Consider the following 25215-nt stretch of genomic DNA (forward strand, 5'->3'; position numbering starts at 1 on the left):
TGGGGGGTGTGTGATGACTTACCATCAGTTTCTACGTGAGCGAGAACAGATCGATTACTTAATTGAACAAGGATACTATATGAAAAGCGTAAAAGAAAATTTAAGCGGATCGTTTGTTGAATTTGAGAAAGAAGACTCTTTGTCAGAAACAAGAGATATCCAAACACTGCATATTACAAACGCTGATGCACGCAAATATTTTTCGTCATTATTAATCCGCCAGCTCAGAAAACACCACGAATAGAGAGAAGAGCGATACACATCGCGATAAGCGCCGGAACGAGCTCCTCTATATATCCTCAATCATTATAGAGGCAGGGCCGGCGCTTTGATTTTCATGAAACAGGGCGCGATCGCCTAAATAAATGTCACATCTCATAACATAAAACGAGATCGATGATATTGCTTTCTGTATAATGAAACGTAAAAGGCCATTATAGCCAAGCCGTTACATAAAAATTTGTGATAGAAGCAGGAGCGACCGTTTACGCTGCCTAATATTAAAATGGCATTGCCATGATTGGTGTAAGGGGAGTGAAACAAAGTGTATGAAGACTCCTACATTAACGGTTTCTGATATTCTAAAGCGGAAACATTTTGAACATGTTGAAGTGGTTGCAGGGCATAATGGACTCAACCGCACTGTAAAATGGGTTCATGTTGTCGAGGTTGCGAAAATCCATCATTTGTTAAACGGAAAAGAGCTGATTTTATCTACTGGGGTAGGATGGAAGGAAAATAAGGAACTGTTTCGATCGTTTGTAGAACAGCTTATCAACTGTGACGCTTCGGGATTATGTATTGAAATCGGTATGCATACTCCTTCTGTTCCGCAAGAAGTGATCGATTTGGCGAATGCGCATCACTTTCCGATCATTCTCTTTCTCAAAGAAGTGCCTTTCGTTGAGATCACCCAAGACATCCACACTTATTTAATTAACCAACACTATGAAATCATCTCCGGACTAGAATCATATTCACAGCAATTAAATAAAAAATTACTTTCAATGGACCATTATAGTGAGATTTTAAAACTATTGCACCACTATTCGGGACATCAAGTGATTTTTAAAATAAACGGCAGGGAAGTGGAGATATTTCCTAAATACAGCAAAACATTTAAGGAAGAACAGTTCATAGTTGACGACAACGCATCTTCCAAGAAAAGAGTGGCCACCCAACCGATCCAATTTCTTGGGAATGAATATGCTGAGCTATCCATTGTGTCAACCGGAAAGGAAATCAGCGAATTTGACCTGCTGATTTTGGATCGCACGGCAACTGCGCTGGCACAGCATCTGCTTCGTGATTTGTATGTTGATGAAAAAAAGAGAGTAGAAGAAAATGAGTGGTTGAAAAGCTGGCTAGAGGGAGAGCATCCCATTGAAAATGTGTTTAGTTATTTGGCTGAGTATGGGGCAGAGTCAAATCCAAAAGGAGGGACAGTGCTTGTTGTCCGTTTTAAATCTTCAATGAAGCAATGCTCGAATTTAGACATGATTTATTTTAAAATGCTATGCCGGACGATTTTTGAACAACAAGGTTTTTCGACATTTCCTGTCGATTTTCACAGCAGCATTGTATTTATTATGATCAATAACAGGGAAATGAAAACATGGAAAAGTCGAATGAAAATAGGGCTGAATTCTTTGCTTGAATCGGATTATATTCAAAAGAAGAAATTACCTCAATTTGTTGTCGGGGTTGGAAAATTTATCGAAAATGTTTCTCATATGGACAAAAGTTATCGAACGGCTTTAGAGACGATCAAAATTCAACATCATCTTGGCGGCAGAGCCAATAGCTGCTTTTATGAGGATTTGCATATCTATCGAATTATTTCTCTTATTCATAAATACAATGATTTGTATGAAGTCGTCATGGAATACTTAGAGCCTGTTCTTCAATATGATGAAAAGTATAATGGAAATTTACTGGAGACGTTAAAGGTATATTTGGCGTGTAACGGTTCAAAAAAAGAAACCGCACAAAGACTATTTGTCGTTAGGCAAACACTGTATCATCGAATCCAAAAACTAGAGTCGCTTTTAGGAGAGGATTTTATGAATCCGGAAAAACGGCTCGCTATTGAGTTTATGATCAAGGCATATGAATATTTACACTCGCAAAGTATGGAAAACAAATATGTGCAACATGATCGGTTGCGAAGATGGTAAGTAAGAAGTCTCTTCCTGAGAAGCGAAAAGCAGAAGATGCCGTAGGCTTCTAGGAGGACTTCTTTCGTAAAAACATCCATGAGCAATTTTTTGCTCTCCACCGACATGAAAATCTCAGTCCAAGGCACGCACATTTTCAAAATTTGGTCACATTGTGGAATAAATAGGCTAATCGCTTTTACGCTTTGTCTAGTGAAGGCAATCAAAAACTGGAGGATAATTTTGTGTAACAATACAAAATATTTAGATCATGGACAAAGATAGGGATAAGGAGGAGAATCTGATGTCCATCACCAAACCGGAAACAACGGTTCTCAAAAACTATATCGGCGGACAGTGGGTGGCATCGAGTGGCACAGAAACGCTAGAAGTCCCGAACCCGGCGACTGGGGAAGTGTTGGCGCGTGTTCCGATCTCAACCAAAGAGGATGTCGATCAAGCGGTGCAAGCAGCCAAGAAAGCGTTTGTAACGTGGAAAGATGTCCCTGTTCCAAAACGAGCGCGGATTATGTTTTCATTTCATCATTTGTTAAACCAGCATCATGAGGAATTAGCGGAGCTTGTCGTGCAGGAAAATGGCAAAGCGTATAAAGAAGCGTACGGAGAAATTCAACGGGGGATTGAATGCGTGGAGTTTGCGGCCGGCGCTCCGACTTTGCTGATGGGGGAATCGCTGTCGAATATTGCCGAAGAGATTGACTCGGAAATGTTTCGTTATCCGTTGGGAGTTGTGGCAGGGATCACTCCGTTCAACTTCCCCATGATGGTGCCGCTTTGGATGTTCCCGTTGGCGATTGTGTGCGGCAATACGTTTGTATTGAAGCCATCGGAACGGACGCCCATTTTGGCCAATAAGTTAGCAGAACTGTTTACGGAGGCAGGTGCCCCTCCTGGGGTACTCAATGTTGTTCATGGAGCACATGAGGTGGTCAACGCCTTGATTGATCATGAAGACATTCGTGCAATTTCATTTGTTGGTTCACAGCCAGTGGCCAAGTATGTGTATGAACGGGCAGCGGCGCAAGGCAAACGCGTACAGGCGTTATCGGGGGCGAAAAATCATCATATTGTCATGCCAGATGCGGATGTAGAGACGGCCGTACAACATGTGATCAACTCAGCGTTTGGAAGCGCGGGCCAGCGTTGCATGGCTTGCAGTGTAGTCGTGATTGTCGGGGAAAACGAAACGTTCGTCCGTCGATTGAAACAAAAAGCGGATGAATTGATTATCGGGAATGGCATGGATCCGGAAGTGTTATTAACCCCGGTCATTCGGCAGTCTCACCGTGAAAAGGTACTAGGCTACATTCAGAGGGGGATTGAAGAGGGAGCAGTATTGCTTCGCGATGGGCGAAAGGAAATGGATGACAGACCCGAAGGCAATTTTTTAGGTCCCACGATTTTTGATTATGTTACCCCGGATATGACAATCGCGAAAGAAGAGATCTTCGCCCCTGTATTAAGTTTGCTGAGGGCCAATGATTTAAATGAAGCGCTCAGCTATATTCGGAAGTCTCGGTATGGGAACGGGGCGACGATTTATACAAAGGATGCGAAGGCGGTCCGGAAATTCCGTGAAGAGGCCGATGCGGGGATGTTGGGTATTAACGTCGGTGTGCCGGCGACGATGGCGTTTTTCCCGTTCTCTGGCTGGAAAGATTCGTTTTACGGTGATCTTCATGTGAATGGAAAAGATGGCGTGAATTTTTACACGCGCAAAAAGATGATTACTTCCCGGTTTGATTTTTAACCTGTGTTGGGTGAAAGGGGCAGATAAGTCATGCGAACTGAACAAACCCACCAACTGTGGCTCGACAAAGACGATCGATACGTTTGGCATTCGATGAAGCCGTATAACCCACAAGCAACGCTGATCGCGGCCAAAGCAAAAGGCTGTTGGGTGACGGATGCAGCTGGCCATCAGTATTTGGATGCGATGGCCGGGCTCTGGTGCGTCAACGTCGGGTATGGGCGCGAGGAGCTGGCGGAGGCGGCGTATGAGCAGCTGAAAACGCTGGCGTATTTCCCGCTCACGCAAAGCCACCTGCCGGCGATCCAGCTCGGCGAAAAGCTCAGCGAACTGTTGGGCGATGAGTATGTCATCTTCTTTTCCAACAGCGGGTCAGAGGCGAACGAAACGGCGTTTAAAATCGCCCGCCAATACCATCAGCAACGCGGAGAACCCCACCGATACAAAATCGTCTCCCGCTACCGGGCGTATCATGGCAACTCGATGGGAGCGCTTGCGGCGACCGGACAGGCGCAACGGAAATACAAATACGAGCCGCTCGCCCCGGGCTTCATCCATGTGCCGCCGCCTGATCGCTACCGCGATCCTGACACAGCCGACGATCCGCGTCAGCTTCGGGCCGTGAAAGCGGTTGACGATGTGATGACGTGGGAGCTGAGTGAGACGATTGCCGCCATGATTATGGAGCCGATCATCACTGGCGGCGGGGTGCTGATGCCGCCCGATGGATACATGAAAGCAGTCAAGGAAGTATGTGAAAAGCACGGAGCCCTGCTCATTGTCGATGAGGTCATCTGCGGTTTCGGCCGAACCGGGAAGCCGTTCGGGTTCATGCATGAAGAGGTTAAGCCGGATATCATTACGATGGCCAAAGGCATTACGAGCGCCTACTTGCCGTTGGCGGCCACGGCGGTGCGGAAAGAGATTTATGAGGCGTTTAAAGGAACGGACGAATACGATTACTTCCGCCATGTCAATACATTTGGCGGCCACCCGGCTGCTTGTGCGGTGGCGCTGAAAAACATCGAAATCATGGAGACGGAGCGCTTGTTTGACCGTTCCCGTGAAGCCGGCGAATGGCTGCTTTCGGCACTGAAAACGAAACTGGCCGATCATCCGTACGTCGGGGATGTGCGCGGAAGAGGACTGCTTGTCGGCATTGAGTTGGTCGTCGACCGAGCGACGAAAGAGCCGCTTGATGTGTCGCTCGTCAACCAGGTAATCAGCCAATGCAAAGCCCATGGCGTCATCATCGGCAAAAACGGAACGACGGTCGCCGGGTATAACAACGTGCTCACCTTGTCGCCGCCACTGTGCATCAGTGATGACGAACTGTCGCTCCTTGTCCGCGTCTTAACAGAGGCGTTAGCAGCCATTCAATAAGAAGAAGGACAAACGCCAGCTTGGGTCGACGGGCTGGCGTTTTGTTTGCTTTTGTGCGGCTGTTTGGAAAAATACGGTATGACACGGCTGCCGCGGGGGCAGAATGTTCTTCCGCCTATGCGCTTGTGTTTCGGGAGGGGAGATTTTTAGGAGCGTCTGCCCGATCATCGATTCCTGTCTGTTTGACGAAAGATCGATCATGAACACTGAATGGTCAGAACCGTTTTAACTCCATTCAAATACATACGTTAATGGAATAGCTAAGTCCTTAAATTGTACGGAATGCAGCGTGTCTTGCTGCCCGTATGTGGCATGCCGTTGATAGACCCCTTCGTGCAAATTGTATACATGAACCATTTTGTTAGCCGTATCGACGATCCAATATTCCGCAATGCCATAGTGTTGGTAAGTATAAAATTTTTCGTTGTAATCTTTTAAAGCGGTTGAAGGTGACAAGACTTCAACAACTAGCGCAGGCGCCCCGTAACACCCTTTTTTGACAATTTGTTTTTTATTGCAAATCACCACAATATCGGGTTGGACAATGTCATCAGGGGTTTCATACGTTTCATTTTTGCTAAGGAATACATCAAACGGTGCCATAAAGACGTAACAATGTTGGTTTTGGAAAAAATGGCGCAAAGCAAAATACAATTCTCCGACTGCAAATTGATGTTCCGAAGATGGAGCAGGGGTCATATTATAGGCTTTTCCATTTATCAGTTCCCAGCGACCTTCCCATGTTTTCCAGTCAGCGTACGTGTAAATTTTGTTCGGGTCAGGGATATTGCCCACTGTTTCCCCCTCTTTCATTTTAAGGATGCGTTTGTTTCCAGTTTAGCAAAAGAAATCAAGGAAGGGTAGGGAGGACTTTCATGAGAGGTTTATTCATCACTCGCCTACGCCCACAAGCCGAAGTGAGGGTTTTCTTGGTCCAGAAAGGAATGTAGCGTCTGTTTGTCGAATGACATGAGGGAAGAATGCATGGGGAAAGGGTGAGGAAATGATGTCCGCATTTCAAGCGTTTGTTGTCAACAAAACGGAAACGGAGTTTACAGCTGAGGTGAAAACGATCTCGATGGACGATTTGCCGGAAGGGGATGTCGTCGTTCACGTCCATTATTCAAGCGTCAACTACAAAGACGGGCTGGCGTCGATCCCGGACGGCAAAATTGTGAAAACGTATCCGTTCGTGCCCGGGATTGACTTGGCCGGAGTCGTCGTCTCGTCGCAACATCCGCGGTTCCTTGAAGGGGATGAGGTGATCGCGACCGGCTATGAGATTGGCGTCACCCACTTTGGCGGCTACAGCGAGTATGCGCGTTTGCCCGGCGACTGGCTCGTGCCATTGCCGAAAGGGTTGACGTTGAAAGAAGCGATGGCGATCGGCACGGCGGGGTTCACGGCGGCGTTGTCCATCCATCGGCTTGAGGAGCACGGGCTGACGCCGGAACACGGGCCGGTGCTCGTTACGGGGGCGACGGGCGGCGTCGGCAGCTTGGCCGTATCGATGCTCGCGAAGCGCAGCTACACGGTAGAGGCGAGCACAGGCAAAGCGGCCGAGCACGATTATTTGCGCGCCCTTGGCGCCAAGAAAGTGTTGTCGCGCGAAGACGTCACCGCCGAGCGCATTCGCCCGCTGGATCAGCAGCGCTGGGCGGCGGCGGTCGATCCGGTCGGCGGCCGGACGCTGGCGACCGTGCTAAGCCGCATCCGTTACGGCGGGGCCGTGGCGGTAAGCGGATTGACGGGAGGGGCGGACGTGCCGACAACGGTCTACCCATTCATTTTGCGCGGCGTCAGCTTGCTTGGCATCGATTCCGTCTATTGTCCGATGGACTTGCGGCTTCGCATTTGGGAACGGCTCGCTGGCGATTTGAAGCCGGATTTGGAGCGGATTGCCAAAGAGATTTCGCTCACTGAATTGCCGCAGGCGCTTAAGCGCATTTTGCGTGGGGAGCTGCGCGGCCGGATGGTGGTGCGGCTGGCCTGATCAGGAACTATCTCGATTTTACCTGCCGACTATTTCTGTTTGGGGTTCGTTTTTATGATTCTTGATTGAAGGGGAGAGGAATCTTGAAAAAATTGATTAATGATCCGCTACGGGTAGTGGATGATATGTTGGAAGGATTTGTGGCTGCTCATTCTCGACAAGTGAGACGAATTCCGGGAACGAATGTGATTGTCCGGAAGGATGCTCCAGTGAAGGGGAAAGTTGGGATTGTGAGTGGTGGCGGAAGCGGCCATGAGCCGGCACACGCCGGGTACGTCGGACAGGGAATGCTTGATGCAGCTGTTTGTGGGGAAGTGTTTACGTCGCCGACGCCAGATCAAATTTTGTCCGCTATTCAAGCCGTAGATGGCGGGAATGGAGTATTGCTCATCATTAAAAATTATACCGGTGACGTGATGAATTTTGAAATGGCTGCTGAATTGGCTGAGGCCGAAGGAATCCGGATCGCGAAAGTGATTGTAAATGATGACGTGGCGGTCGAAGACAGCACGTTTACGACAGGACGTCGTGGGATAGCGGGAACGGTGTTCGTCCATAAAATTGCTGGAGCATTGGCGGAACGTGGGGCTTCGCTCGAAGAAGTGGAAGCAGCAGCAAAAAAAGCCATCCAAAGAGTCCGTTCCATGGGGGTGGCGCTCAGCCCTTGCATTGTGCCGGCTGCTGGAACGCCAGGGTTTGTGTTAGGTGAGAATGAGATGGAAGTAGGAATCGGCATTCATGGGGAGCCAGGAATTGAGAAAGTCAGCGTTCAGCCAGCCGAGCATGTTGTGGACGGATTGCTTGCTCGCATTGTTGAAGATATGAAACTCGATCAAGGAGATCAAGTGGCGGTCATGATCAATGGACTCGGAGCTACCCCTTTGATGGAGCTGTATATTGTTCATAAACGTGTTGCTGAGCGGTTAGCAGAAAAGCAGATTCGTATTCATGAGACGTTTGTCGGGGAGTATATGACCTCATTGGAAATGGCGGGGTGCTCCATCTCGCTGTTGAAGCTCGATGACGAGCTGATCGACTTGCTTCGTTCGCCGGCTGATACAGTAGCCTTTAAGACATGCTGAGCGGAAGGAGGGCAGAAGATGAATTTAGGCGTAGAGCAAGCAAAAGCATGGATTGATCAAATGAATGAACTTTTTCAGCAACAGAAACAGTATTTAACTGAGTTGGATCAAGCGATCGGTGACGGCGACCACGGATGGAATATGGCTCGGGGATTTCAAGAAGCGGTGGATAAAATTTCTTCAAATCGCTATGAAGATCTCGGAACACTGTTGAAAGATGTGGCAATGACTTTGATTGCCAAAGTTGGGGGAGCTTCAGGGCCGTTATATGGGACGGCTTTTTTAAAAATGTCCCAAGTCCTTGCTGGTAAACAAGAAGGAAATGAGCAAGAATGGATTGCGGCATTAGGAGAAGCGTTGGCTGGGCTGAAAGCGCGTGGAAAGGCACAGGTCGGTGAAAAGACAATGATTGATGTGTGGGAGCCAGTCGTGATGTTTTTGCAAGAAAAAGGACAGCTGCTTGCTAGAGAGGCAGCACAATTGGCACAACAAAAAATGGAAGAAACGAAAACATTGGAGGCGAAAAAGGGGCGTGCCGCTTATTTAGGGAAACGTTCGATCGGCCATATTGATCCTGGTTCGGCGTCTAGCTGCTTATTGTTTATTGCTTTCGCTAAGGTTGTTGAGTCATAGGGAGCAGGTGATTGACTCGCGCAACCGCTTCCCGGGATCGTTTCTCAAGTAGGAAAACCTTTGTAGCACCAGCCCTTATTTTCATCCGTTCACCCATTGATCAAGGAAAACAGCGGTTTTTCACCAACCTTATAGGGAGGGCTTATGGATGAACCATGTCAGTCTTGTATTAGTTTCTCATAGTGAAGAAATCGCCGAAGGATTGAAGAAGTTGCTGGAACAAGTAGCTCCAAACGTGGGCATTGCCGCAGCGGGAGGCAACAATGGTGAAATTGGAACGAATGCCCTTCATATACAGGAGGCAATCGAATCGGTTTATTCTGAAAAAGGGACCGTTGTTTTGTTCGACCTTGGAAGCGCTCTGCTAAACGCTGAACTGGCTCTTGAGATGGCAGGTGGAAAAGAGCGGGTCCGAATCGCTGACGCCCCCTTGGTGGAAGGGGCGTATATCGCCGCTGTTGAGGCGGGGCTAGGAAAACCGTTGGAAGAGGTCGTACAGGCTTGCGAAGCGGCGAATCAAATGGTAAAAATTGCAAAATAAAAGCTGGTGAAACGAACGCTCTCATGTTGTTTAGCGGGAGGGGGAAGAGGCATCTCCCCTTCCCTTTTCTTTCGGGCTTCCTACCCAAGCTGATACCGCTCCAGCTCGGAGAAAAAGTCTTTCACAAACCGGTAAAACACTTTCACCGACGGGGCGAGCTCGTGATGGTCGGAGATGATGATGCCGACGTTGCGCCTCACTTGCGGAGTTTCGATCGGCACTTTGGCGGCGTAGCGGAGGAGGCTCTCCGACAAGGCGCTTTCCGGCAGCAGAGTGACGCCGATGCCGGCGGAGACGAGCCCTTTAATGGCGTCGAGATCCTCGCCTTCCGAGGAGATGTTCGGGGAAAACCCGGCTTGATGACAGGCGTCGATTAAAATTTGATGCAAAATGTATCCTTTGGGAAACGTGACAAACGGGTCGTGGCGCAGTTCGTTCAACACGATCCGGTCGCGGCGAGCGAGCGGGTGGCTGTTCGGCAGCAGGGCGGCAAACGGTTCGGAAAATAAAATTTCCCCTTTAATGCCAATTTCACGCGCGGGAATGGGGCCAAGAAAGGCCAAATCAATTTCCCGCTTTTTCACCGCTTCGATTAAATAATAGTACGATCCTTGGCGGAGATGGAACGAGACGTTTGGGTGTTCCGCTTTAAAGGCGGAGATGACCATCGGCATCATATGGCTCGCGAGGCTTGTCGGGAACCCGATTTTAATCGTTCCGCGCTCCGGATCCAAATACTCCTCAATTTGTTGCTTTGCATCCTCAACCGCTTTTAACACCGCTTCGGCGTGCGGCAAAAAATGGCGGCCGATCGGGGTGAGCTTGACGTTCCGTCCTTCCCGTTCAAAGAGCTGGACGCCAAGCTCCGCTTCTAAGTTGGCGATTTGCCGGCTGATCGCCGACTGCGCGACATGAAGGGCATCGGCGGCTTCAGAGACATGTTCGCGCCGGGCGACTTCCACAAAATATTGCAACTGCCGCAACTCCATTGTCTCCTCTCCTTTTTCATTGATCGCGAAATGAGATCAATTTTATCTAAATTATATATTGTTTATATTAATTTTGAAAACTACAATGAATATTACAGACAATTCGGAACGGGAGGGGAAGGCAGCATGAAACACTACGGATTACCGAAAGCGCAAGGGCTGTATCGTCCGGAATTTGAACATGACGCGTGCGGGATCGGGTTTTATGCTCATTTAAAAGGAAAAGCGTCGCATGATGTGATCGAAAAAGCGCTCCATATGCTCCGTCAGCTTGAACATCGGGGCGGGCAGGGAAGCGATCCGGAAACGGGCGACGGCGCGGGCATTATGACGCAAATTCCGCACGAATATTTTCAAGACGTGTGCAATGGGATGAACTTGCCGGAAAAAGGGCGCTATGGGGTCGGGATGTTCTTTTTGCCGGAAAATGAAGAAAAACGGGCGTATTATGAAGCAAAAGTAAATGAAATCATCGCCCAGGAAGGACAACAGCTGCTCGGCTGGCGGACCGTGCCGGTTGACGGCACCAAGCTTGGCAAGCTGGCGCGGCAAAGCCAACCGTTCATTCGTCAAGTGTTTGTCGCGGCAGGGGATGATGCGGCCGATGAGCTGGCGTTTGAACGGAAGCTGTATGTCATCCGCAAACAGTTCGAAAAATGGGTGGAAAACAACGAGTGCTATATAGCGAGCTTCTCGAGCCGGACGATTGTCTATAAAGGGCTGCTTACGCCGGAACAAATCGATGCGTTTTATTTGGATTTGCAGGATGAACGGTTCCGCTCGGCGTTTGCCCTCGTGCACTCGCGCTTCAGCACGAACACGTTCCCGAGCTGGGAGCGGGCCCATCCGAACCGCTATTTGATTCATAACGGCGAGATCAACACGCTCCGCGGCAATGTCAACTGGATGGCGGCGCGCGAGAAGCAATTTGTGTCGGAAGCGTTCGGCGCCGATTTAGAAAAAGTGTTGCCGATTTTGGATACAAACGGGAGCGACTCGTCGATTTTGGACAATGCGTTTGAATTTTTCGTTCTTGCTGGCCGTAATCCGGCCCATGTGGCGATGATGCTCATTCCAGAACCGTGGTTTTGGGATGAACAAATGGATGACGCGAAAAAGGCGTTTTACGAGTATCATAGCTGTCTCATGGAGCCGTGGGACGGCCCAACGGCGATTTCGTTCACCGACGGCAAGCAAATCGGTGCCATTTTGGACCGGAACGGCTTGCGCCCGGCCCGCTATTACGTCACGAAAGACGATTACATTGTTTTCTCGTCCGAAGTCGGCGTCATTGATATCGATCCGAACAACATTTTATATAAGGAACGGCTGAGCCCGGGGAAAATGTTGCTTGTTGATTTGGAGCAAGGGCGCATCATCTCCGACCAGGAAATCAAAGAAGAAATCGCTCATGAAAAGCCGTATCGCCAATGGATCAATGAGCAAATGATCACGCTTGGCGATCTGGAGATTCCGGAGGACGTCGAAGCGCCGAAGCAGCTTGTCAAACGGCAAAAAGCGTTCGGCTACACGTTTGAAGATGTGGAAAAAACGATTTTACCGATGGCGACGGAAGGAAAAGACCCGACCGGCGCCATGGGCATGGATGCCCCGTTGGCCGTATTGTCGGAGCGGCCGCAAAGCTTGTTCAACTACTTCAAGCAGCTGTTTGCCCAAGTCACGAACCCGCCGATTGACGCGATTCGCGAGTATGTCGTCACGTCAACGATGACGCTGCTCGGCAAAGAAGGGAACATTTTGCATCCAGACGCCAAAGCGGCGCGGCGCATCCGCTTGGAAACTCCGCTATTGACGAACGAAGAATTGGCCGCGTTAAAAGCCAATCCGTATCCGGAGTTTACATGTGTGGTGCTGCCGACGCTGTTTACGGATGACTTGAAGCAAGCATTGGATGAGTTGTTTGCCAAAGCGGACGAAGCGATCGCGAACGGGGCAACGCTTCTCGTTTTGTCCGATCGCGGCGTTGATGAGACGCATGTGGCGATTCCGGTGTTGCTGGCGGTGAGCGGGCTTCATCAACACCTGATCCGGAACGGGACGCGCACAAACGTCAGCCTGCTGGTCGAAAGCGGCGAGGCGCGCGAAGTCCATCATTTTGCGGCGCTGATCGGCTACGGGGCGGACGCCATTAACCCGTACTTGGCGCTCGAGACGATCCGCCAGGCGTCCGAAAACGGCGTCATTGCCTTGTCGTACCGTGACGCAGTGAGCACGTATAGGAAGGCGGCTGTTGACGGTGTGGTCAAAGTGATGTCAAAAATGGGCATCTCGACGGTGCAAAGCTACCGCGGCGCCCAAATTTTTGAAGCCGTTGGCATCGGCAACGACGTCATTGATCAATACTTCACCGGCACCGCCTCGCAAATTGGCGGCATCGGGCTTGAGGAAATCGCCAAAGAGGCGAAAATGCGCCATGAAGCGGCATTTGCCGCCCGGCACGAAGATCATGTGCTCGATACCGGCAGCGAGCTGCAATGGCGGCGCAACGGCGAACATCACGCGTTCAATCCGAAGACGATCCATTTGTTGCAATGGGCTTGCCGGAAAAATGATTACAATCTTTATAAGCAATATTCGAAGCTGGCCAATGAAGAACAGTTGACGTTCTTGCGCAACTTGTTCGACTTCGATCCGAACCGGACGCCGGTGCCGATTGAAGAAGTCGAGCCGGTCGAGTCGATTGTCCGCCGCTTCAAAACCGGAGCGATGTCGTTTGGCTCGATCAGCCAAGAGGCGCATGAGGCGTTGGCGATTGCCATGAACCGGATCGGTGGAAAAAGCAACAGCGGTGAAGGCGGGGAAGACCCGGCTCGCTATGTGAAGGACGAAAACGGCGACTGGCGCCGCAGCGCGATCAAGCAGGTCGCTTCCGGGCGTTTTGGCGTGAAAAGTCATTATTTGGTCAACGCCGACGAATTGCAAATTAAAATGGCCCAAGGGGCAAAACCAGGCGAAGGCGGGCAGCTTCCGGCCAACAAAGTGTACCCGTGGGTCGGCAAAGTGCGCGGCTCGACGCCGGGGGTAGAGCTCATTTCTCCGCCGCCGCACCATGACATTTACTCGATCGAAGATTTGGCTCAGCTCATTTACGACTTAAAAAACGCGAACAAAGACGCGCGCATCAGCGTCAAGCTCGTCGCCAAAGCGGGTGTCGGCACGATTGCGGCCGGCGTGGCGAAAGGGAACGCCGATGTCATCGTCATCAGCGGTTATGACGGTGGCACGGGTGCGTCACCGAAGACGAGCATTAAGCACGCAGGGCTTCCATGGGAGCTCGGTTTGGCGGAAACACACCAGACGCTGATGCTCAACGGCTTGCGCGACCGTGTCGTGTTGGAAACCGACGGCAAACTGATGACCGGCCGCGACGTTGTAATGGCGGCGCTGTTTGGCGCCGAGGAATTTGGGTTTGCGACGGCGCCGCTCGTCGTGTTGGGCTGCGTCATGATGCGCGTTTGCCATCTGGATACATGTCCGGTCGGAGTGGCGACGCAAAATCCGGAGCTGCGCAAAAAATTTACCGGCCAACCGGAGCATGTCGTCAACTTCATGTATTTTGTCGCTCAGGAAGTGCGGGAGATCATGGCCGAGCTCGGCTTCCGCACGATCGACGAGATGGTGGGCCGCGTCGATGTGCTGAAAGTGAGCGAGCGGGCGAAAACGCATTGGAAAGCGAAGCATCTCGACTTGTCGCGCCTGCTGCACCAAGTCGACGGCCCGCGCACTTGCGGTCAAGGACAAACCCATCGCATGGAAGAAACGCTTGACTATACGAATATTTTGCCGGCGGTGCAGCCGGCGCTCGAAAGCCGGGAGCCGGTTGAGCTTGAACTTACGATCCGCAACGTCCATCGGACGGTCGGAGCGATGACCGGCAGCGAAATTTCGAAACGCTACGGTGAAGAAGGATTGCCGGATGATACGATCCGCCTCCGCTTCACCGGATCGGCAGGGCAGAGCTTCGCGGCGTTTGTGCCGAAAGGGATGACGCTCGAGCTTGTCGGCGACGCGAACGATTACGTCGGCAAGGGACTCTCCGGCGGCAAAGTGATCGTCCGTCCGCCGGATGAGGCGCCGTTTGCCGCAGCGGACAACGTCATTATCGGCAACGTCGCCTTCTATGGAGCGACGGGTGGCGAGGCGTATATTCGCGGCCGCGCCGGCGAGCGGTTCTGCGTGCGCAACAGCGGCGTCCATGCCGTTGTCGAGGGCGTCGGCGACCACGGCTGTGAATATATGACCGGCGGCCGTGTCGTCATCCTCGGCTCGGTCGGCAAAAATTTCGCCGCCGGCATGTCGGGGGGCATCGCCTACGTCCTTGCTGATGAAAACAGTTGGATACAAACAGCCAACCTTGAACTCGTTTCCTTGGAACGGCTCGAGAATGAGGAAGAAATTCGCGACGTCCGCCGGATGATCGAAAACCATTTCCGCTATACCGGGAGTCCGCGGGCCTCACTCGTGCTTGACGAATGGGACGCTTATGTGAAACGGTTTGTCAAAGTCATTCCGCACAACTACAAACTGATGGTGGAAACGATTCAAGCGCTCGAACAATCCGGGCTTTCGTATGATGAAGCTGCCATGGCGGCGTTTGAAACGGTGGCGAAACAGAAAAAAGCGGCTGCCGCCAACGCTCCTATGTTGCAAGTGGCCGCAAAGTAGTCCCGCTTTTTCGGTCGGCTGCGCATGGCGGCGCCGCTTCGGCCCCGCGCCGCCGCGGGGCTCGCTTTTTGGCTGCCAAACAGGCGGGAAGGATAGAGCGGAGAGAAGAGAGGATGCAGAAGGAGGGGAACCGTCGTGGGAAAAGCAACGGGGTTTATGGAATATGCTCGCGAGGAAGAAAAAAAGCGCGACCCGCTTTCCCGTCTTGACGATTGGAAGGAATATACAGAGCCGTTTTCCGAAGACGTGTTGGCGCGCCAAGGAGCTCGCTGTATGGATTGCGGCACGCCGTTTTGCCATATGGGATTGGAGCTGAACGGTCTCACCTCGGGGTGCCCAGTGCACAACTTCATTCCGGAATGGAACGATTTGGTGTACCGCGGCCGTTGGAAAGAAGCGCTCGATCGGCTCTTGAAAACGAACAACTTTCCAGAGTTTACGGGCCGCGTCTGTCCGGCGCCGTGCGAAGGATCGTGTACAGTGGCCATTTCCGACCCAGCGGTGGCGATCAAAGGAATCGAACGGGCCATTATTGATAAAGGGTTTGCTGAAGGTTGGGTGAAACCGCGCATCCCGAAAACGCGCACTGGAAAAAAGGTGGCCATCGTCGGCTCCGGCCCGGCCGGGCTCGCCTGTGCCGACCAGCTTAACCAAGCTGGCCATTCGGTGACGGTGTACGAGCGGGCCGATCGCATCGGCGGCTTGTTGATGTACGGGATCCCGAACATGAAGCTGGAAAAAGACATCGTCGAACGGCGAGTGCGGCTGCTTGAAGAAGAGGGCATCACCTTTGTTGTAAACACCGAAGTCGGCAAAGATATTACCGCCGATGAGTTGCGTGCTCAATACGATGCCGTTGTGTTGTGCGTTGGGGCGCAAAAGCAGCGCGATTTGGCCATTGAAGGTCGGGAACTGGAAGGCGTTCATTTTGCCATGGATTATTTAACAAGCGTCACGAAAAGTTTGCTCGATTCGAATTTTGCCGACGGTCAGTTTATTGACGCCAAGGACAAACGTGTCATCGTCATCGGAGGCGGCGACACGGGGGCTGACTGTGTGGCGACCGCGCTGCGCCAAGGCTGCAAAAGCGTCGTCCAGTTTGGCAAACACCCGGCTTTGCCGGACAAGCGCCCAGACGATAACCCGTGGCCGCAATATCCGCTCGTTTTCACGCTTGATTATGCGTATGAGGAAGCGAAGGCGAAATTCGGGGCAGACCCGCGCCAATATTGCATTCAAACGAAAAAAATCGTAGGCGACGAGCACGGCCGGGTGAAAGAACTGCATACGGTTCAAATGGAAAAAATCATTGATGAAAACGGCAAAGCAATCTTTCAAGAAATTCCGGGGACGGAGCAAGTATGGCCGTGCGATTTGGTGTTCATCGCGATTGGCTTCGAAGGTCCTGAACAGCCACTGTTGCAGCAGTTTGGTGTGGAAACGGTCAACAATAAAGTGAAAGCTCCGTACGGTAAATATACGACAAACATTGAAGGCGTGTTTGCGGCCGGCGACGCCCGCCGCGGCCAAAGCCTGATCGTTTGGGCGATCCACGAGGGCCGGGGGGCGGCCCGTGAAGTGGACCGGTTCCTGATGGGAGAGACGAAGCTGCCGTCGTAATGGTTGTTTCCTCCTTAAAAAGTGCTGCTTTTTAAGGAGGATTTTTCTTTTGTTCGTAAAAATATTATTGAGAAACTTTCAATGTTTCTTTTGGGTTTCATCTCCATACAAATCTATTTGACGATCTCGTAGTGGACAACCGACTGATGCGGTTGTGAGGAAGCATCGACAAGGAGTGAGTCAGAGTGAACCGACGGTTATGGATGATAGCGGCTGTCGGCGCGGTCTTTTTTTTGGCTGTTTGGGCAAGCGTGGCAGCCGGGGTGACAAAGGCGGCTGACGAAGGTGGGCTGCAGCTGTTTGATTCATGGCAATGGCTCGATCCGTTTACGTTTCTCGGCAATGGGAAAACAATAGGCATCATCAGTGTGATGCTTGTTATTGGTTTATGGTTTTTCCGCCGCGATGTCTATGGAATGGTGTTGGTGGTCGTCGCTGTTGGTGGGGGGTATGGCATCAATGAATGGATCAAGCATGTTGTTGGGCGGGAGCGCCCGCCGCATGCCGAGATCGGAGGATTCAGTTTTCCGAGCGGCCACGCGATGATCGGGACGATTTATTTGCTGCTTTTGGCGTATTTTTTGGCGCAAACGCGCACAAAGCGCGGGGAGCGGGCGGCCATTTACGGCGTGTTTGCGGTGCTGGCGCTCTTAACCGGCTTAAGCCGGCTAAGCTTGCAAGTGCATTATCCGTCTGATGTGCTGGGCGGGTTTGTGCTTGGCGGCGCTTACTTGTCGGCCTGCCTTGCTCTTTATCGGATGTCGATTCATCGAGGCGGCCGTTGGTAGCTGATCATCAAAAAATCATGTTTTGCCCTATGTTGATTTGATGATGAAGCCGATTCAGCGGTTTGATCTAGCGTCTGATTTTGTCGAAAAGGAGAAGAAAATCTCTTTTTCTATACTATGACGTTGTGTGGGACCATGATACAATGGGGGAAAGGAGGTGAGAACGATGAGCCAAGCCGAACTCGTACAACTAATGGCTGAATTGCTTGACCAAAAGTTGAATCCGATCCACATGCGGCTCGATCGGATCGAAGGCGATGTCCGGGCACTTCAAGAAGGACAAGCGCGTTTGGAAGGCGAGATCCAAGCGCTGAAAGAAGGACAGGCGCGTTTGGAAGGTGAAGTGCAGTTGTTGCAAGAGGGACAAGCCCGCTTGGAACAGCGGCTTCACCGGGTTGAAGAGGATGTGCGCACATTAAAAGCGGACATGGACATGGTCAAGGGCGATGTGCAAACGCTGAAAGCGGACATGGACATGGTCAAGGGCGATGTGCAAACGCTGAAAGCAGACATGGACATGGTCAAAGGCGACGTGCAAACGTTGAAAGCGGACATGGACATGGTCAAGGGCGATGTGCAAACATTGAAAGCGGATATGGACATGGTCAAAGGCGATGTGCAAACATTGAAAGCGGACATGGACATGGTCAAAGGCGATGTGCAAACATTGAAAGCGGACATGGACATGGTCAAGGGCGATGTGCAAACCTTGAAAGAAGGACAGCAACGGCTTGAAGTGAAAGTTGAACGGGTCGAAGAAAAAGTTGACAACCTCGCAACAGAAATGCGGAGCCACTTTCGCCACATCGAGAACATGCTTCATAAGCATCAGGCCGCTCTTGATCTGGCTTCGCGCGAATTCTCTTCCAAGCAAACATCCATCGATTATTTGATAAAAAAAGTGGCCGAGCATGATATGGAAATTTTCCACTTAAAACATCATCTCCAACTGTAATGTTCTTCATCGCAAGCAGGAACCGAAAAGACCGGTGACAAACAACCGCTGGAAAACAAAACGGGAAGAGAGGGCGGTGTTGCTAGAAGTGCCAGCTTAAGAAACGCTGTTGGAGCGCCACCCTATTCACGAGCCTTCTAGCGGATCGGCGGCAGCTGGAAACGTGCGAGGAAATAAGGCGTATTTTCAACGGTCTTCTAGACAGCTTTTTCTGCATATATTTTTTATAGAAAAAACCAGTGACAAGGGGGAAGCGATATGGCGGCCCGGATCGTGAAAACAGGGTATGCGTTGGCGTTTTTGTGCATCATTGCCGGCATCGTTTATTTTTTTGCCGCCAACTGGCCGGAGATGGGGCGAGAGGCGAAAGTCGTGATCAGTATCGGCATGATGGCGGGGTTTTATGGAGCAAGCGCTGTTCTGGCGGGCCGCCATCGCTTTTTAGGGCGCTGGATGTTGATCGGTGGGGTGTTGTCGTTTGGCATCTCATTGGCGTTAGTAGGACAAATTTATAATTCTCACGCCGACAGTTATTGGTTGTTCCTCATTTGGCTGGCGCCGACAGCGTTGTTGGCGCGGCTGACGAAAGATCCGGCGCTTTCGGTCATCGCTGTCGTGCTGCTGCAACTTGCTTGCTGGTTTTATTATTTTCCTTCCGCTTACCATATCGAGTGGAGGGAATGGGCATCGTTTGGCTGGCTGCTCCTGTTCGCTGTGGTCAACGGCGCGCTCTTTCGCTTCAGCCGTTCGCCTTGGACAGCGTATCTCGCTTATGCGGCGATGCACGGCTGGCTGCTTGTCATCGGCATCACCGGCTTTTCGTACGGGCGCGATGTCTGGTGGCCATACGTGTATGCGGCGCTGCTTGCCGGGCTGCTTTACTACTTTTTCTCCGTTGCCAAACAGCGGGGATATGGTTTGGTGACGAGTTTGTTTGCCGGCTTGTTTTTGTTGATTCAATACCACCGTTTGCTGGTGGATCATTTTGAAACATGGCTGCTTCTGCTCGGACTTGTTGCTGCAACCATCATCCTGTACGGCGGGGTCGTCTTTCTCCGGCGGGCCGGGATGTTTTCGGCGGGAACGCGGGCCGGAAAATGGTTTTTGGCCGCGTTTCAAGCGGTGATTACGCTCGCAGCTTCGTCGTTGGCCATATCGAGTTTGCTCGGCTTGTATTTTCTGTGGGCGGACACGTGGTCGCCGTATGTGCTGTTTTTCCTTTCGATCTTTGGATTGGTGCTTCCGGCTTGGCTCGGCCGCCGTTGGAACGCCGTTGTGCGTTATACGCTGCTGGCGGTCGGTTACGGGCTTGGATGGACGGTGACGTGGGAACTGTCGACGGTGGTGTTGGTTCTTTATATCGCCGTGCTCGCCGTGGGAGTGATCCGTTTCCCGGAGCGCGGGATGCAGCGGTTGACGACGGTTGCGTTGACGCTTTATTTGTATGTAGTGCTTGATGTGAACATGGAGAATGGACGGGTGGAGCTGTTGCTGCTCGCTCTATGGAACGGGGTGCTGTACGCATACAGTCGATGGAGAGGGAAGACGGCCATGACTCCGCTCGTACTGGCGCTTAGTGCGCTCGGGATTGCGACAAGTGTTGATATCTTCCAAGCTGATGGGCTTTATATGGCGTCCAATCTCGCTATGGTGGCGGTGCTCGCCTTTTTCTTGTTTCAACGGCGGCGCCGCGAGCGGACCATTGCTTGGGGGTATACGGTTCTTTATTTTGTGCTCAAATATTATGAGCTGGCGTGGAACTTGCTCCATAAATCGGTCAGTTTGTTGGCGGCTGGGGTGGTGTTGCTCGCTTGGGCTGTTTGGCTGGAAAAACGGAATCGGCTTCATTTCCCTAGGGAGGCGGTGTGGCCTCGAAACGTTTCCTTAGGTGTCCTGTTGATGGTCGTTGTCCAATTTCTGTTTACCGGATATACCGTATGGGAGAAAGAACGGCTATTGCGAGACGGACAGTTGGTAAAATTAGCGCTCGAGCCGGTGGATCCGCGTTCTGTGCTGCAAGGGGATTATATCCGGCTTCGCTATGACATTTCTACGATCTCGTCTCTGGATGGAAGTGGAAAGGTGCAGGTGATGTTGCGAAAAGGACCGGACGGAGTGTACCGTTTCGCCGGAGTGTATGCCGTCAATGGCCAAAAACGGCCTGGGGCTGTGCGGCAGCAGGGAGACATTTTGATCAGCGGCACTTTCTATGGTGAGCAGGCCGTGTATGGAATTGAATCGTATTTCGTGCCGGAACAAACCGGGGAACGGTGGCGGGACGCCCGCTTCGCTTATGTGCGCGTCAGCCGAAACGGCGATGCGCTGCTTGAAAAGATCGGCGCGGAATGAGCGAACAAGGGAGCGGGCCTGCTTGAGCGTCCGCTCCTTATCGACATACAGGCGGTGTTTTCGCAAAAAGGGCTGTTCGTATGGACAACTGGGTCAACGGCACGTACCATGTGACAAGTTTAGGAAAAGTCAAAGGCAGCACTCTGGTGTTGCGTCCGGAATGAGCGGTCAAGTCAAGCGGGGGGGTACTCCCCCGCATAACGTTCAAGCACGCGGTCGACGGATCGGCCATACGATTCGCCAAACAGATTCAAATGCACGAGTAAATAAAACAGCTGGTAAAGCGGTTTTCGCTCATGATACTCCGGAGTAAGGGGCATCAGCTCTTGATAGCTTGCATAAAACCGAGCGGGAAAGCCGCCAAACAGCTCGGTAAACGCGATCTCCAACTCATAATGACCGTAAAACACGGACGGGTCGATCAAATAGGGAGCTCCGCCAGGGCCCGGAAGCCAGTTGCCGCCCCATAAGTCGCCGTGCAACAACGACGGAAAACAATCGTTTGGAATCCAGCGGTCAAGCCGCTCAAGCAGCCGCTCCAACTTTCTTTGTCGCTCGGCGGGCAGGAGGCCGTTTGCCGCCGCCCGTTTCATTTGCGGGGCGAGTCGGGCATCGCGGTAATAGTCAAGCCAGCGGCCGTACCAGCCGTTTCGTTGCGGCAGCGCCCCGATATATGTATCGTGGTCAAGCCCGAACGCCGGACCGCGGCATCGATGGAGGCGGGCGAGGCCGCGCCCAAGCTGTTCAGCCGTCTGCGCTGTTTCTGTTCCTTCGATCCACTCGAGGACAAGCCAGCCCCATCCGTTTGCTTCCCCCACGCCAAAGACAGCCGGGACGTGGATGGCGTCCGCCTGGCGAAGCCGTTCCAACCCTGCTTGTTCGGCGGTGAAAAAGCCGGCTGGCGGAAAGCGCTGCATTTTGATGAAATACGTTTGCTTGCCGCTTTGGACGCGGTAGGCGTCATTGATGTCGCCGCCGGATACGCGCCGCCAATGGCGGATTCGTGAATCATCGCCGATTGAGCGAAGCGCCTCTTGTAACATCGCTTCCCGGTTCATCGTGCTCCCCCCTTCAGCTGTTCGTTAAGTTCTTTCAGCACGTCGCCAATTTTCCGTTGCTGGATGACGGCGTCAGCGAGATCATCAAGTTCCGTCGGTTCCCAATTGATGATGACGAGTTTGGCGCCGTTTCGTTTGGCGACAAGCGGTAGCTGATTCGCCGGCGCTACTTGCAAGGATGAGCCGAGCACAAGGAACAAGTCCGCTTGGCGGGCGGCTTCCCACGCTGCATTGATGGCATTCTCCGGCAGCGGCTCGCCAAACAATACGACCGATGGACGCAAAACACCGCCGCATTCGCACGTCAACACACCGTGCAAATAGACAAAGCTAGGCTTTGATTGCCCGCACCGCTGACAATGGACGGTTCGGAGCGAGCCATGCAGTTCGATGACGCGTCGGCTGCCGGCTTGTTGATGAAATCCATCGACGTTTTGCGTCACAATCGTCTGCACGATTCCGCGCTGCTCCCAGTCGGCGAGCAGGCGATGTCCATCATGCGGCTGGCATTGCTGCAGCGTGCGAATGCGGTATTGGTAAAACTCCACAAACGACTCGCGGCGGCGGTACAACGCATCGATGGTAGCGAGTTCGCTCGGGTTAAAACGCGCCCACAGCCCGGTGCGCGGCGAACGAAAATCCGACAGCCCGCTTTCGGTCGACATGCCGGCGCCGGTAAGCACCACCGTTCGGCGCGATTCGGCGAGCCAAGAGGCAATGGTCATGGTTGATTCCTCCTTGATCATGCTCTTCTTCCTCGTTAAAGCTTCACACGACCCTTTTTCTATCGATTCGACAATCATTTTGCTTTTCCTTTCCGTCCGTTTCCATTATGATAAAAGAGAAGGAAAAAATGGACAAGGGGGGCGAGAACGATGAGCAAAAAAGTGTTGATCATCACCGGCGACGCTGTTGAGGCGCTGGAGGTGTATTATCCGTATTATCGTTTGTTGGAGGAAGGGCATGATGTAACGATTGCCGCGCCGAAGAAAAAAGAAACTGCACACCGTTGTCCATGATTTTGCCGACTGGGATACGTATGTGGAAAAACAAGGCTATTTGATCGACGCCCATGCATCGTTTGCCGAGATCGACTCGACCCAATACGATGCGTTAGTCATTCCGGGCGGGCGGGCGCCGGAATACATTCGCCTTGATGAAAACGTGCAGCGCATCGTCCGTCATTTCTTTGAGGCGAATAAGCCGATCGCGGCGATTTGCCATGCTTCGCTCATTTTCGAGACGATGCCAGAGGTGCTGAAAGGGCGGAGCTTGACGGCGTATATCGCCTGCAAACCGGGGGTTGAAGCGCTCGGAGCGACGTATGTGTCCGACCGTACGGTGCATGTCGACGGCAACCTTGTTTCCGCCCATGCGTGGCCGGATTTGCCGGCGTTTATGCGCGAGTTTCTCCGCCTGCTTCAATAGCGGAAAGGCAGCGGTCTTCCTGCATCCGGGAAGGCCGCTTTTTTTCGTGAAACTCCCACCAACTGATGCAGCCAAAGTGGGCCTGTTTCTGCGCTGGCCGCTTTGCCTGTCACGCCAGCATCCGTTTGGCTTGTTCGAACAATAAGGGTTGTCTTTTTGGCGCTCATAAGATAACATTTGTACCGTAGACCGTTTACAAAATATAGAGAAAAGGAAGGACGATTGGTATGGCATTACCAGGCGGGGCAGCGATGAACATTACGATTCGTCTTCAGTTTGAAAAAGACCGCGTCTCTTTTAGCGATATCGCCGCGGCGATCGGCAAGGCGGGCGGAGACATCGTCGGGATTGACGTCATCTCATCAAGCAAAGTCCATACGGTGCGCGACATCACCGTTAGTGCGCTTGATACGAAGCAGTGCGATTTGATCATCGAAGCGCTGAAACGGATTCAGGGCGTCAAAATTGTGAACGTTTCCGACCGCACGTTTTTGATGCATATCGGGGGAAAAATTGAAACCAACTCGAAAATTCCGGTGAAAACGCGCGATGATTTGTCGCGGGTGTATACGCCGGGCGTGGCGCGCGTTTGCACGGCCATCGCTGAAGATCCGCGCAAAGCGTATTCACTGACGATTAAACGGAATACGGTCGCCGTCGTCTCTGATGGCACAGCGGTGCTTGGGCTTGGCGACATCGGCCCGTATGCGGCGATGCCGGTCATGGAAGGGAAGGCGATGCTGTTTAAGGAGTTTGCCGGCGTCGATGCGTTTCCGATTTGCTTGGACACGAAAGACACGGAAGAGATCATTCAAATTGTGAAAGCGATCGCTCCGGCATTCGGCGGCATCAACTTGGAAGACATTTCGGCGCCGCGTTGTTTTGAAATTGAAAAGCGATTGAAAGAAGAGTTGGACATTCCGGTGTTCCATGATGACCAGCACGGCACAGCGGTCGTGCTGCTGGCCGGATTGCTCAATGCCTTGAAAATTGTTGATAAAAAGCTGGAAGATATTAAAGTTGTCTTAACCGGCATTGGCGCGGCCGGGATTGCTTGCACAAAAATTTTGCTTGCCGCTGGCGTGCGCAACATTATCGGGGTGGACCGCCACGGCGCCATCCACCGCGACGAAACGTACGACAATCCGTATTGGCAAGAGTATGCGCAAATGACGAATCCGGATAATCTGAAAGGAAGCTTGTCGGATGTGATCGCCGGTGCGGATGTGTTTATCGGTGTTTCCGCCCCGGGCATTTTGAAAGTCGAAGACGTGAAAAAAATGGCGCGCGATCCGATCGTGTTCGCGATGGCCAACCCGATTCCGGAAATCGACCCAGAGCTGGCCGAGCCGCACGTGCGCGTAATGGCGACGGGACGTTCCGACTATCCGAACCAAATCAACAACGTTCTTTGCTTCCCGGGCATTTTCCGCGGTGCATTGGACTGCCGGGCGAAAGAAATTAACGAAGAAATGAAGCTCGCCGCTGCCAAAGCGATTGCTTCAGTGGTCACCGAGGACGAATTGAATGAAACGTATATCATTCCAAGCGTCTTTAACAGCAAGGTCGTGGAACGCGTCCGCCAGGCGGTGATTGAAGCGGCTTACCGCACCGGCGTTGCCCGGAAAGACAACATCCCGGTTGGCGGGTATACAGGGCAATAAAGAAACAAATACAACGAGCTGATGGACGGTTTCCTTTGATTAGGAAGCCGTTTTTTTTTGGCTGCAGGAGTGTTTAATAACTGGTAGTGGATTAATTCCTACATCTATGAGGCTGGTGA

18 protein-coding genes and 1 pseudogene are annotated in these 25215 nt (G+C 52.1%); 15 read left to right on the plus strand and 4 right to left on the minus strand.

The annotated features are described in order from the left end of the window. Positions 1-13: 13 nt before the first annotated feature. From ETC05_RS02540 to ETC05_RS02555, 4 genes are all read left to right on the plus strand, one after another. A complete protein-coding gene (locus ETC05_RS02540; protein ID WP_031410099.1) occupies positions 14-244 on the plus strand; it encodes a hypothetical protein in 231 nt (76 codons plus the stop codon). Between the two features lie 304 nt (positions 245-548). Further along, positions 549-2177 (plus strand): PucR family transcriptional regulator, encoded by a 1629-nt coding sequence (locus tag ETC05_RS02545; RefSeq protein WP_031410097.1) that lies wholly within the window; start codon positions 549-551, stop codon positions 2175-2177. A 283-nt stretch (positions 2178-2460) separates the two neighbouring features. After that, on the plus strand, positions 2461-3927 hold the full coding sequence (locus tag ETC05_RS02550) for a CoA-acylating methylmalonate-semialdehyde dehydrogenase (RefSeq protein WP_031410095.1): 1467 nt from the start codon (positions 2461-2463) through the stop codon (positions 3925-3927). A 30-nt stretch (positions 3928-3957) separates the two neighbouring features. Then, the gene (locus tag ETC05_RS02555) at positions 3958-5310 is read left to right on the plus strand and encodes an aspartate aminotransferase family protein (protein WP_171660294.1); all 1353 of its coding nucleotides are present in this window, start codon (positions 3958-3960) and stop codon (positions 5308-5310) included. A gap of 225 nt (positions 5311-5535) precedes the next feature. Here the strand turns inward: ETC05_RS02555 and ETC05_RS02560 are convergent, their stop codons facing one another. Continuing rightward, positions 5536-6105 (minus strand): Uma2 family endonuclease, encoded by a 570-nt coding sequence (locus ETC05_RS02560; RefSeq protein WP_084177489.1) that lies wholly within the window; start codon positions 6103-6105, stop codon positions 5536-5538. Between the two features lie 211 nt (positions 6106-6316). Between ETC05_RS02560 and ETC05_RS02565 the strand changes: the two genes are divergently transcribed. From ETC05_RS02565 to dhaM, 4 genes are all read left to right on the plus strand, one after another. Further along, positions 6317-7303, plus strand: coding sequence for an NADPH:quinone oxidoreductase family protein (locus ETC05_RS02565; protein WP_031410090.1), 987 nt, complete (start codon positions 6317-6319; stop codon positions 7301-7303). An 83-nt stretch (positions 7304-7386) separates the two neighbouring features. Further along, a complete protein-coding gene (gene dhaK / locus ETC05_RS02570) occupies positions 7387-8385 on the plus strand; it encodes a dihydroxyacetone kinase subunit DhaK (protein ID WP_171660295.1) in 999 nt (332 codons plus the stop codon). Positions 8386-8403: 18 nt separating this feature from the next. Next, positions 8404-9018 (plus strand): dihydroxyacetone kinase subunit DhaL, encoded by a 615-nt coding sequence (dhaL, locus tag ETC05_RS02575; RefSeq protein WP_031410086.1) that lies wholly within the window; start codon positions 8404-8406, stop codon positions 9016-9018. A gap of 148 nt (positions 9019-9166) precedes the next feature. Further along, positions 9167-9559, plus strand: coding sequence for a dihydroxyacetone kinase phosphoryl donor subunit DhaM (gene dhaM, locus ETC05_RS02580; protein ID WP_031410084.1), 393 nt, complete (start codon positions 9167-9169; stop codon positions 9557-9559). A gap of 80 nt (positions 9560-9639) precedes the next feature. Here the strand turns inward: dhaM and gltC are convergent, their stop codons facing one another. Next, on the minus strand, positions 9640-10548 hold the full coding sequence (gene gltC / locus ETC05_RS02585; RefSeq protein ID WP_171660296.1) for a glutamate biosynthesis transcriptional regulator GltC: 909 nt from the start codon (positions 10546-10548) through the stop codon (positions 9640-9642). Positions 10549-10674: 126 nt separating this feature from the next. Here gltC and gltB point away from each other — a divergent pair, with 126 nt between their 5' ends. The 5 genes from gltB (at position 10675) to ETC05_RS02610 (ending at position 20946) form a co-directional block, all read left to right on the plus strand. Then, on the plus strand, positions 10675-15234 hold the full coding sequence (gltB, locus tag ETC05_RS02590; protein ID WP_171660297.1) for a glutamate synthase large subunit: 4560 nt from the start codon (positions 10675-10677) through the stop codon (positions 15232-15234). A 135-nt stretch (positions 15235-15369) separates the two neighbouring features. Next, on the plus strand, positions 15370-16854 hold the full coding sequence (locus ETC05_RS02595) for a glutamate synthase subunit beta (protein ID WP_171660298.1): 1485 nt from the start codon (positions 15370-15372) through the stop codon (positions 16852-16854). 203 nt (positions 16855-17057) lie between these two features. Next, on the plus strand, positions 17058-17642 hold the full coding sequence (locus ETC05_RS02600) for a phosphatase PAP2 family protein (protein WP_171660404.1): 585 nt from the start codon (positions 17058-17060) through the stop codon (positions 17640-17642). Between the two features lie 166 nt (positions 17643-17808). Continuing rightward, a complete protein-coding gene (locus tag ETC05_RS02605; protein WP_171660299.1) occupies positions 17809-18597 on the plus strand; it encodes a coiled-coil domain-containing protein in 789 nt (262 codons plus the stop codon). Between the two features lie 258 nt (positions 18598-18855). Beyond that, positions 18856-20946, plus strand: a complete 2091-nt coding sequence (locus ETC05_RS02610) for a GDYXXLXY domain-containing protein (protein WP_171660300.1) — start codon at positions 18856-18858, stop codon at positions 20944-20946. Positions 20947-21119: 173 nt separating this feature from the next. On the opposite strand, the gene ETC05_RS02615 is transcribed toward ETC05_RS02610, so the two are convergent. Together ETC05_RS02615 and ETC05_RS02620 are read right to left on the minus strand one after the other, a co-directional pair. After that, a complete protein-coding gene (locus ETC05_RS02615; RefSeq protein WP_171660301.1) occupies positions 21120-22004 on the minus strand; it encodes a fructosamine kinase family protein in 885 nt (294 codons plus the stop codon). Beyond that, complete coding sequence (locus ETC05_RS02620) at positions 22001-22729, minus strand: NAD-dependent deacylase (RefSeq protein WP_171660302.1); 729 nt, start codon at positions 22727-22729, stop codon at positions 22001-22003. Before ETC05_RS02620 ends, ETC05_RS02615 begins: the two co-directional genes overlap by 4 nt. A 150-nt stretch (positions 22730-22879) precedes the next feature. Between ETC05_RS02620 and ETC05_RS02625 the strand changes: the two are divergent. Then, a pseudogene (locus tag ETC05_RS02625) lies at positions 22880-23432 on the plus strand (DJ-1/PfpI family protein). A gap of 227 nt (positions 23433-23659) precedes the next feature. Further along, positions 23660-25096 (plus strand): NAD-dependent malic enzyme, encoded by a 1437-nt coding sequence (locus ETC05_RS02630; RefSeq protein ID WP_031410065.1) that lies wholly within the window; start codon positions 23660-23662, stop codon positions 25094-25096. Positions 25097-25215: the final 119 nt, after the last annotated feature.

The organism is Geobacillus sp. BMUD (assembly GCF_013096845.1).
In the GTDB taxonomy this organism is placed as follows: domain Bacteria; phylum Bacillota; class Bacilli; order Bacillales; family Anoxybacillaceae; genus Geobacillus; species Geobacillus vulcani.

What these genes read in the sequence shown, in the direction of transcription:
- ETC05_RS02540 (WP_031410099.1), top strand. Translation starts at nt 14, where the DNA reads ATGACTTACCATCAGTTTCTACGTGAGCGAGAACAGATCGATTACTTA.
- ETC05_RS02545 (WP_031410097.1), top strand. Translation starts at nt 549, where the DNA reads ATGAAGACTCCTACATTAACGGTTTCTGATATTCTAAAGCGGAAACAT.
- ETC05_RS02550 (WP_031410095.1), top strand. Translation starts at nt 2,461, where the DNA reads ATGTCCATCACCAAACCGGAAACAACGGTTCTCAAAAACTATATCGGC.
- ETC05_RS02555 (WP_171660294.1), top strand. Translation starts at nt 3,958, where the DNA reads ATGCGAACTGAACAAACCCACCAACTGTGGCTCGACAAAGACGATCGA.
- ETC05_RS02565 (WP_031410090.1), top strand. Translation starts at nt 6,317, where the DNA reads ATGTCCGCATTTCAAGCGTTTGTTGTCAACAAAACGGAAACGGAGTTT.
- dhaL (WP_031410086.1), top strand. Translation starts at nt 8,404, where the DNA reads ATGAATTTAGGCGTAGAGCAAGCAAAAGCATGGATTGATCAAATGAAT.
- dhaM (WP_031410084.1), top strand. Translation starts at nt 9,167, where the DNA reads ATGAACCATGTCAGTCTTGTATTAGTTTCTCATAGTGAAGAAATCGCC.
- gltC (WP_171660296.1), bottom strand. Translation starts at nt 10,548, where the DNA reads ATGGAGTTGCGGCAGTTGCAATATTTTGTGGAAGTCGCCCGGCGCGAA.
- gltB (WP_171660297.1), top strand. Translation starts at nt 10,675, where the DNA reads ATGAAACACTACGGATTACCGAAAGCGCAAGGGCTGTATCGTCCGGAA.
- ETC05_RS02600 (WP_171660404.1), top strand. Translation starts at nt 17,058, where the DNA reads ATGATAGCGGCTGTCGGCGCGGTCTTTTTTTTGGCTGTTTGGGCAAGC.
- ETC05_RS02605 (WP_171660299.1), top strand. Translation starts at nt 17,809, where the DNA reads ATGAGCCAAGCCGAACTCGTACAACTAATGGCTGAATTGCTTGACCAA.
- ETC05_RS02610 (WP_171660300.1), top strand. Translation starts at nt 18,856, where the DNA reads ATGGCGGCCCGGATCGTGAAAACAGGGTATGCGTTGGCGTTTTTGTGC.
- ETC05_RS02615 (WP_171660301.1), bottom strand. Translation starts at nt 22,004, where the DNA reads ATGAACCGGGAAGCGATGTTACAAGAGGCGCTTCGCTCAATCGGCGAT.
- ETC05_RS02620 (WP_171660302.1), bottom strand. Translation starts at nt 22,729, where the DNA reads ATGACCATTGCCTCTTGGCTCGCCGAATCGCGCCGAACGGTGGTGCTT.
- ETC05_RS02630 (WP_031410065.1), top strand. Translation starts at nt 23,660, where the DNA reads ATGGCATTACCAGGCGGGGCAGCGATGAACATTACGATTCGTCTTCAG.